Origin of the sequence: Micromonospora sp. NPDC047620, assembly GCF_043205005.1 — a bacterium.
Lineage (GTDB): Bacteria > Actinomycetota > Actinomycetes > Mycobacteriales > Micromonosporaceae > Micromonospora.
In genome coordinates this window covers 1-8828 of record NZ_JBIDDG010000014.1, presented here as the reverse complement: position 1 = coordinate 8828, position 8828 = coordinate 1, and the positions used below count along the sequence as shown (strand labels likewise).

7 protein-coding genes are annotated in these 8828 nt (G+C 72.4%); 5 read left to right on the top strand and 2 right to left on the bottom strand.

Translation table 11 applies throughout. The features are described 5' to 3' along the window. Both ACGF5C_RS18645 and ACGF5C_RS18640 read right to left on the bottom strand, forming a co-directional pair. A partial coding sequence (locus tag ACGF5C_RS18645; RefSeq protein ID WP_393303163.1) for a lysophospholipid acyltransferase family protein occupies nt 1–866 on the bottom strand: 866 nt, incomplete at its 3' end. Beyond that, nucleotides 863–1636: a GNAT family N-acetyltransferase gene (locus tag ACGF5C_RS18640; protein ID WP_393303161.1), complete on the bottom strand. Its 774-nt coding sequence runs from the start codon at nt 1634–1636 to the stop codon at nt 863–865. The genes ACGF5C_RS18640 and ACGF5C_RS18645, both read right to left, overlap by 4 nt. Before the next feature lie 161 nt (nt 1637–1797). Here ACGF5C_RS18640 and ACGF5C_RS18635 point away from each other — a divergent pair, with 161 nt between their 5' ends. From ACGF5C_RS18635 to ACGF5C_RS18615, 5 genes are all read left to right on the top strand, one after another. After that, nucleotides 1798–2460: a hypothetical protein gene (locus ACGF5C_RS18635; protein ID WP_393303159.1), complete on the top strand. Its 663-nt coding sequence runs from the start codon at nt 1798–1800 to the stop codon at nt 2458–2460. Between the two features lie 131 nt (nt 2461–2591). Further along, nucleotides 2592–3527: an ABC transporter ATP-binding protein gene (locus ACGF5C_RS18630; RefSeq protein ID WP_393303157.1), complete on the top strand. Its 936-nt coding sequence runs from the start codon at nt 2592–2594 to the stop codon at nt 3525–3527. After that, a complete protein-coding gene (locus tag ACGF5C_RS18625; protein WP_393303155.1) occupies nt 3524–4336 on the top strand; it encodes an ABC transporter permease in 813 nt (270 codons plus the stop codon). Before ACGF5C_RS18630 ends, ACGF5C_RS18625 begins: the two co-directional genes overlap by 4 nt. A 281-nt stretch (nt 4337–4617) precedes the next feature. Continuing rightward, entirely contained in the window at nt 4618–8340 is a 3723-nt protein-coding gene (locus ACGF5C_RS18620) for a multifunctional oxoglutarate decarboxylase/oxoglutarate dehydrogenase thiamine pyrophosphate-binding subunit/dihydrolipoyllysine-residue succinyltransferase subunit (protein WP_393303153.1), read from the top strand. Between the two features lie 164 nt (nt 8341–8504). Then, nucleotides 8505–8684: a DUF6104 family protein gene (locus tag ACGF5C_RS18615; RefSeq protein WP_357698122.1), complete on the top strand. Its 180-nt coding sequence runs from the start codon at nt 8505–8507 to the stop codon at nt 8682–8684. The last annotated feature ends 144 nt before the right edge of the window (nt 8685–8828 follow it).

Sequence of the window (8828 nt, the reverse complement as noted above, 5' to 3'; positions counted from 1 at the left end):
GGCGTGCCCGGGGCCGCCGACCCGGCCGGCGGCGGCACGAGGTGCACGGCCGATTCGGCCGTTCGGGCGAGCAGTCGACGGTCGGCGTCCCGCGCGGGGTGCAGCGCGGCGGAGACGGTCACCCGGACCTCCAGGTCGCGGGCGGCGAGCACCCGACCCAGCGAGCGGAACAGGTTGTCGTCGCCGACGAAGGCGGCGGCCGTGGTCGGCGCGCCGGTCGCCGCGCACGCGTACCCGATCCGCAGCGGCACCACCGGCGCCCCGGCGTCGATCGCCGCCTGGAACAGGGCCGGGCGGAACCCCCGGCCGGGGCGGCAGCCGACCGCGTCGGCGGCCCCGCACCACGTCGTACCCTCCGGGAAGACCGCCACCGGGCGGCCGGCGCGCAGCACGGCGGCGACCCGGGCCACCGTCGCCGGCAGGTCGCGCGGCCGGGCCCGGTCGACCAGGACGGTGCCGGCCGCGGTCGCGAGCAGCCCGACCAGCGGCCAGGAGCGCACCTCCCGCTTGGCCACCATCCGGGCCGGCGCGACGGCCAGCAGCGCCAGCACGTCCAGCCAGGAGACGTGGTTGGCCACCAGCAACGCCGGCCGCCGCGGCGCCCGGCCGCGCACCACCAGGCGTACGCCGAGGGCGCGCAGCGTCCCCCGGGCCCAGCCGCGCACGGCCACGGCCCGCTCCCCCGCCGGCAGCACCGGCAGCAGCGCGGCCAGCACCGTGCCCGCCAGCAGCATCCCGAGCACAGCCAGCAGCCGGGCCGCCCGCCGGGCCGCCGGCGCAGCCGGCGCGGCCGGCGGCTCGCCGGCGACCGGGAGGCAGGCCGGCCCGCAGCCCGACGCGGGCAGCCAGAGAGGTGTCGCACTCACCGCTCGGCCCCGCCCAGGAAGTGCCGCAGGTAGCGGGGGTTCATCCGGTCCAGGGAGAAGAGCACGTAGAAGTCGGCCACCCCGAAGTCCGGGTCGTACGCGGGTTCCCCGCAGACCCACGCGCCGAGGCGCAGGTAGCCGCGCAGCAGCGGCGGCAGCACGGCCTGCCCCGCCGGACCGTCGGCCGGCCCGGTCGTCGCGCCCGGCTCGGCGAACCAGGGGCGGCGCGGACGCACCCGCAGCGGCGGCGGGGCCAGGTGCCGGGCCCGGACCTCGTCCCACACCGCGGCGGCGGTCCCGCCCCCGTCGGCCACCGGCACCGACGCGCAGCCGCCGAGCCAGCGCGACCCGCGTAGGTGCAGGTAGCGGGTGATGCCGGCCCACATCAGGTTGATCACGGCGCCGGAGCGGTGGTCGGGGTGCACGCAGGAGCGGCCGGCCTCGACCAGCTGTTCCCGGAGCGGGTCGAGCGCCGCGAGGTCGAACTCGGTCTCGGCGTACCGGCGGTCGGTGCGGTCCGGCGGGAGGAGCCGGTACGTGCCGACGACCTCGCCCGTGCTCTCCTGCCGGACGATCAGGTGGTCGCAGTACGGGTCGAACTCGTCGACGTCGCGCCCGGCGGCGTCGGGGCGGAGGGTGGCGCCGAGCTCGGTGGCGAACACCTCGTGACGGAGGCGTTGCGCGGCCGCGACCTCACTCGGGTCGTCGGCGATCAGCAGGGTGTATCCGCTGGTCGTCAGGGGTGCGCCAGCGGCGTGCAGAACGGCCATGGCATCTGTGTAGGCGGCCCGGGTTGCCGGGCGTTGGGGTGAGGAGTGTCGATGAGGTGAACGGCGGTCGGCGACCCGTGGCGGGGCCGGCCGGCGGGCGTGCGAGGCTGCCGGGGGCGGGCCGGCGACGGGGCCGGACGCCGCGCCGCGGGAGGTGTCTGATGATCATCGAGTCGCGCCACAACGGGCCGCCCGGCTCGGGCAACGGCGGTTGGAGCGCCGGGGTCTTCGCCGCCGCGTCCGGCGCCCCGGGGCCGGTCGAGGTGACGCTGCGCCGCCCGCCCCCGCTGGAGACCCTGCTCACTCTCGTCGACGGGGAGGTCCGCGACCCGGAGGGCCTGGTCGTCGCCCAGGTCCGCCCCACGGAGGATCCCCGCGCGGTCGTGCCGCCGGTGGACCTGCCGGCCGCGCGGGCCGCGTCGGCGGCGTACCCCGGACTGGTGGAGCACCCCTTCCCGGGCTGCTACGTCTGCGGCCCGGACCACCCCGACGGCCTGCGGATCTTCCCCGGCCGGCTGCCGGACGGCCGGACCGCCGCGCCGTTCCGCACGCCGGGGTCGGTCACTCCCGCCACGGTCTGGGCGGCGCTGGACTGCCCCGGCGGCTGGGCCGTCATCGCTCCCGGCCGGCCGTACGTCCTCGGCCGCATCGCGGCGGTGGTCGCGGCGCTGCCCGAGCCGGGCGACGAGTGCGTGGTGACCGGCGCGATGGTCGGCGGCGAGGGCCGCAAGGCGCTCGTGCACACCAGCCTGTACGCCCCCGACGGCACCCTCCTGGCCTGGGCCCGGGCGACCTGGATCGCCGTGACGGCAGCCGGCGGGTAGTCGTTCCTGGGGAGGAGGGCCTCATGCCTGAGGCGGAGGTGGATCTACGGAGCGCGCCTGATTGACCTCGTTGCGCCCGCCCGCCACGCTGTGTCACGGCGTACCCCGACGCCCCCGCACGAAGGAGAGCAATGACTGACGGGCAGCGAAGCCCCACAATTGACGGTCAGATCGTGGTGTCCGGCCTGACGAAGCAGTACAAGAACGTCCGGGCCGTGAACAATCTGTCCTTCACCGTCGAGCCGGGGCGGGTGACCGGGTTCCTCGGCCCCAACGGTGCCGGCAAGACCACCACCCTGCGCATGCTGCTGAACCTGGTCACCCCGACCGGCGGACAGGCGACCATCAGCGGTCGCCGGTACGCCGACCTGACCGACCCACTGCGGCACGTCGGCGCGGTGCTGGAGGCGTCCAGCGCGCACAAGGGCCGCACCGGGATCAACCACCTGCGGGTGCTCTGCGCGGCGGCGGGGCTGCCGAAGCAGCGGGCCGACGAGGCGCTGGCGCTGGTCGGGCTCACGCCGGCGGCGAACCGCAAGTTCAAGGGCTACTCGCTCGGCATGAAGCAGCGGCTCGGCATCGCCGCCGCGATGCTCGGCGACCCCCAGGTGCTGATCCTCGACGAGCCGGCCAACGGCCTGGACCCGGAGGGCATCCGGTGGATGCGCGGGTTCCTCAAGAACCTCGCGCACGAGGGCCGCACCGTGCTGGTCTCCAGCCACCTGCTGTCCGAGATGCAGCTGCTCGCCGACGACGTGGTGATCATCGCCGCCGGCCAGCTCGTCCGGCAGGGCACGGTCGAGCACGTGATCGGGTCGATGGCGCAGGGCGTCCGGGTGCGCGTGCGCACCCCGCAGGCCGACGCGCTGACCGTGGCGCTGAAGGACGGCCCGGCCACCGTCGACGTCGACGAGCACGGCGTCCTGCTGGTGGGCGGGGTGGACGCCCCGACCGTGGGCCGGGTCGCCCTGGCCGCCGGCGTCGAACTACACGAACTGACCACGGAACGGCCCGACCTGGAACGGGTCTTCCTGGAGCTGACGGCCGGAAAGGCGGGCATCCGATGAACCTCGTCCGATCCGAGCTGCTCAAGATCCGCACCACCAGCACGTGGTGGTGGCTGGCCATCGGCGCGTTCCTGTCGATCGCGCTGGCGTTCGCGTTCAACGCCTGGGTCGCCGACGAGACGCTGAGCGGCAAGGGCGAGAGCCTGGGCGTCACCGGCGACATGGCGTCCGCGGCGGCGCAGGCCGCGAACCTCTACACCTCCGGGCAGTACCTGGGCCTGATGTTCGTGATGCTGATCGGCATCCTGATGGTCACCAACGAGTTCTTCCACCAGACGGCGACCACGACGTTCCTGTCCACGCCGCGGCGCACGTCGGTGATCCTCAGCAAGCTCGTCGCGGCGAGCCTGCTGGGCTTCGGGTTCTGGCTGGTGACCACCGTGATCGACCTGGCCGCCGGGGCGGTCTTCCTGTCGATCAACGACTACGGCACCCTGCTCGACGAGTGGGCCGTGCAGCGGGCGCTGCTGCTCAACCTGCTGGCGTACGCGATCTGGACGGTCCTCGGCGTGGGAATCGGCACGCTGATCACCAACCAGCTCGGCGCGGTGATCACCGCCGCGGTGCTCTACCTGGTCGGCACGCAGGTGGTGGGGCTGCTGTTCATGCTGCTGGCGAACGTGCTGGAGAACCAGGCCGTGGCCAAGTGGCAGGTGATCTGGCCGGCCGTCGCCTCGACCGTCATGGTCAGCGAGGGCCAGACGGACTTCACCCCCCAGTGGTGGGTCGGCGCGCTCGTGCTGATCGGCTACGCGGTGGTCAGCGGGGTGGTCGGCGTCGCGATCACCCGCCGTCGCGACATCTCCTGACGGGTTCGGAGGACGGGGGCGGGGGTGGTGCCGGGGCACCACCCCCGCCCCCGTCGTACCGGGCGCCGGCGACACGGCGGGCCTTACCAGCAGCCGGCGGAACACGCAGCGTTTGGCCAACTTCTGGCATCTTCTGTGAAACGGGCCACGCAGCGGAGGCGGAAATGCCTGCGGCATCCGCACGGCGTAGCCTGGGAGCCGTCTCGTGGGCGCTCGCAGACAGGGCGGCACGGGGACACCGCGTGACACACAAACCCGCGTGAAAGAGGCGATTACCGGCCGTGTCGACCCAGCAGACTTCGCAGGAGAACCCACTGGCGGGTTTCGGCCCGAACGAGTGGATCGTCGAGGAGATGTACCAGCGCTACCTCGCCGACCCCACCAGCGTCGATTCGGCCTGGCACGACTTCTTCGCGGACTACCGTCCGGCGCCCGGCGCCGGCACGCCCCGCGCCGAAAAGCAGGCCCCGAAGCCGGCCGCCAAGCCGGAGCCCGCCGGGCAGCAGGAGGCGACCACCTCGGTCGCGCAGCCGGCCGCCGTCAAGCCGGCGGAGAAGAAGCCGGAGGCCAAGCCGGAGAAGCCGGCCGCCAAGGCCGCCCCGGCCAAGCCGGCGCCCGCGAAGCCCGCGCCGACCAAGCCGACCGCCACCGGCCCGCAGACCACCCCGCTGCGCGGCGTGGCGGCGAAGATCGTCCAGAACATGGACGCCTCGCTCGCCGTGCCGACCGCCACCAGCGTGCGCGCCGTCCCGGCCAAGCTGCTGGTCGACAACCGCATCGTGATCAACAACCACCTCACCCGTGGGCGCGGCGGCAAGGTCAGCTTCACCCACCTCATCGGGTACGCGATGGTCCGGGCGCTGGTCGCCCACCCGGAGATGAACAACTCCTTCGCCGAGGTCGACGGCAAGCCGGTCATGGTCCGGCCCGAGCACGTCAACCTGGGCATCGCGATCGACCTGGTCAAGCCGGACGGCAGCCGCAACCTGGTGGTCCCGTCCATCAAGGCCTGCGAGCAGATGGACTTCCGGCAGTTCTGGCAGGCGTACGAGGACGTGGTCCGGCGCGCCCGCCGCAACGAGCTGACCATGGAGGACTACTCCGGCACCACGATCTCCCTGACCAACCCCGGCGGCATCGGCACCGTGCACTCGATGCCGCGGCTCATGCAGGGGCAGAGCGCGATCATCGGCGTCGGCGCGATGGAGTACCCGGCCCCCTACCAGGGCATGTCCGAGGCCACCCTGGCCGAGCTGGCGGTCAGCAAGGTCATCACCCTGACCAGCACGTACGACCACCGGATCATCCAGGGCGCGCAGTCCGGCGAGTTCCTCAAGGTCATGCACGAGCTGCTGCTGGGCGAGCACGACTTCTACGACCAGATCTTCACCTCGCTGCGGATCCCGTACGAGCCGGTGCGCTGGATGCGCGACGTCGCGGTCAACAGCGAGGGCCAGATCAACAAGACCGCCCGGGTGCACGAGCTGATCCACGCCTACCGGGTGCGCGGGCACCTGATGGCCGACACCGACCCGCTCGAGTTCGAGATCCGCAAGCACCCGGACCTGGACGTCCTCCAGCACGGGCTGACCCTGTGGGACCTGGACCGCGAGTTCCCGGTCAACGGCTTCGCCGGCAAGCAGCGGATGAAGCTGCGCGACATCCTCGGCGTGCTGCGCGACTCGTACTGCCGCCGGGTCGGCATCGAGTACATGCACATCCAGGACCCGGAGGAGCGGCGCTGGATCCAGGAGCGGATCGAGCGCAAGTACGAGAAGCCGTCCCCGGACGAGCAGAAGCACGTGCTCAACCGGCTCAACGCCGCCGAGGCCTTCGAGACCTTCCTGCAGACCAAGTACGTCGGGCAGAAGCGCTTCTCGCTGGAGGGCGGCGAGTCGCTGATCCCGCTGCTCGGCGAGGTGCTGGAGGCGTCCGCCGAGGGCGGGCTGGACGAGGTCGTCATCGGCATGGCCCACCGCGGCCGGCTCAACGTGCTGGCGAACATCGTCGGCAAGCCGTACGAGAAGATCTTCTCGGAGTTCGAGGGGCACCTGGACCCGCGCTCCACGCAGGGCTCCGGCGACGTGAAGTACCACCTGGGTCAGAACGGCAAGTTCACCACGCCGGACGGCGACCACGCGGTCAAGGTCTCGGTGGTGGCGAACCCGTCGCACCTGGAGGCCGTCGACCCGGTGCTGGAGGGCATCGTCCGGGCCAAGCAGGACCGGATAGACCTCAAGCTGGAGGGCTACACCGTGCTGCCGCTCGCGGTGCACGGCGACGCCGCCTTCGCCGGCCAGGGCGTGGTGGCGGAGACGCTCAACCTCTCCCAGCTGCGCGGCTACCGCACCGGCGGCACCGTGCACGTGGTGGTCAACAACCAGGTCGGCTTCACCACCGCCCCGGAGTACAGCCGCTCCAGCCTCTACAGCACCGACGTCGCCCGGATGATCCAGGCGCCGATCTTCCACGTCAACGGCGACGACCCCGAGGCCGTGGTCCGGGTGGCCCGGCTGGCCTTCGAGTACCGGCAGGCGTTCAACAAGGACGTCGTCATCGACATGGTCTGCTACCGCCGGCGCGGGCACAACGAGGGCGACGACCCGTCGATGTCCAACCCGCAGATGTACAAGATCATCGACTCGAAGCGGTCCGTCCGGAAGCTCTACACCGAGGAGCTGATCGGGCGCGGCGACATCACCGTGGAGGACGCGGAGGAGCTGCTGCGCGACTACCAGTCGCAGCTGGAGCGGGTCTTCAAGGCCACCCGCGACGCGGCCACCATGCCGCGCCAGCTCAGCCGCCCCAAGCGGGAGGACGAGCCGGAGCCGCAGGTGGAGACCGCCACCGACGCCGGCGTCGTCAAGGCCATCGGCGAGGCGCACGTCAACCTGCCGGAGGGCTTCACCCCGCACAAGCGGATCCAGCAGTTGCTCGACCGGCGGGCCAAGATGTCCGTCGAGGGCAACATCGACTGGGGCTTCGGCGAGATCATCGCGTTCGGCTCGCTGCTGCACGACGGGGTCACCGTCCGGCTCGCCGGTCAGGACTCCCGCCGGGGCACCTTCGTTCAGCGGCACGCCGCGGTGGTCGACGCCGAGACCGGCCAGGACCACCTGCCCCTGCAGTCGCTGACCGGCGACGGCGAGCGGTCCCGGTTCTTCGTGCACGACTCCCTGCTCAGCGAGTACGCGGCGATGGGCTTCGAGTACGGCTACTCGGTGGAGAACATCAACGCGCTGGTCTGCTGGGAGGCGCAGTTCGGCGACTTCGTCAACGGCGCCCAGTCGGTGATCGACGAGTTCGTCTCCTCCGGCGAGGTGAAGTGGGGCCAGCGCTCCGCGGTCACCCTGCTGCTGCCGCACGGCCACGAGGGCCAGGGCCCGGACCACACCTCCGGCCGTCCGGAGCGGTTCCTGCAGATGTGCGCCGAGGACAACATGCGGGTGGCCATCCCGACCACCCCGGCGAACTACTTCCACCTGCTGCGGCGCCAGGCGCTCTCGCCGAAGCGCAAGCCGCTCGTGGTGTTCACGCCGAAGTCGCTGCTGCGGCACAAGCTCTGCGTCTCCTCCGTCGAGGAGTTCACCACCGGCACCTTCCAGCCGGTGCTGCGCGACCCGGGCGCCCCGGCGCCGGAGGCGGTGAAGCGGGTGCTGCTCTGCTCGGGCAAGGTCTACTACGACCTGTTCCAGGCCCGGCAGGAGCGCGGCATCACCGACACCGCGATCATCCGGCTGGAGCAGCTCTACCCGATGCCGGTGGAGGAGATCCGGGCCGCGCTGGCGGCGTACCCGAACGCCGAGGACTACGCCTGGGTGCAGGAGGAGCCGGCCAACCAGGGCGCCTGGTCGTTCGTCGCGCTCAACCTGCTGGAGCACCTGGCCGACGTCCGGCTGCGTCGCATCTCCCGCCCTGCCGCGGCCGCCCCGGCCGTCGGCTCGGCGAAGATGCACGATGTCGAGCAGACCGCCCTGATCGAGGCGGCTCTCCCCCGCCCGTGACCTGACCGCGCCGCCGAGCGCACCGGGGCAGAGCCCGTCACCCTGACGGCTCTGCCCCGGTCGCCGTCCCGGCCCCTCCCCGCCCGTCGGCGGGTCGGGGCCGGTACCAGGCCGGCCCGGACGCCGGCACCGCACCGCACAGCGACGAACGAGGAACGGACAGCATGTACTTCACCGACCGCGGTATCGAGGAACTGGTCGAACGCCGGGGCGACGAGCAGGTCAGCATGGAGTGGCTCGGCGAGCGCCTCCGCGACTTCGTCGACCTGAACCCCGAGTTCGAGACCCCGATCGAGCGCTTCGCCACCTGGCTCGCGCGCCTCGACGACGAAGACGACGAGTGACCCGACCCCGCACGTTGCGTTGATCATGAAGTTGTTGTCGCGGCACGCCGGGCGGTGTCAAGTGGTGAGTGCAATCGTCAGGGCGCGATGAGTTGAGCGAGACGCTGGGTTGGGGTTGCCCAGCCCAGCGTCTGGCGGGGTCGG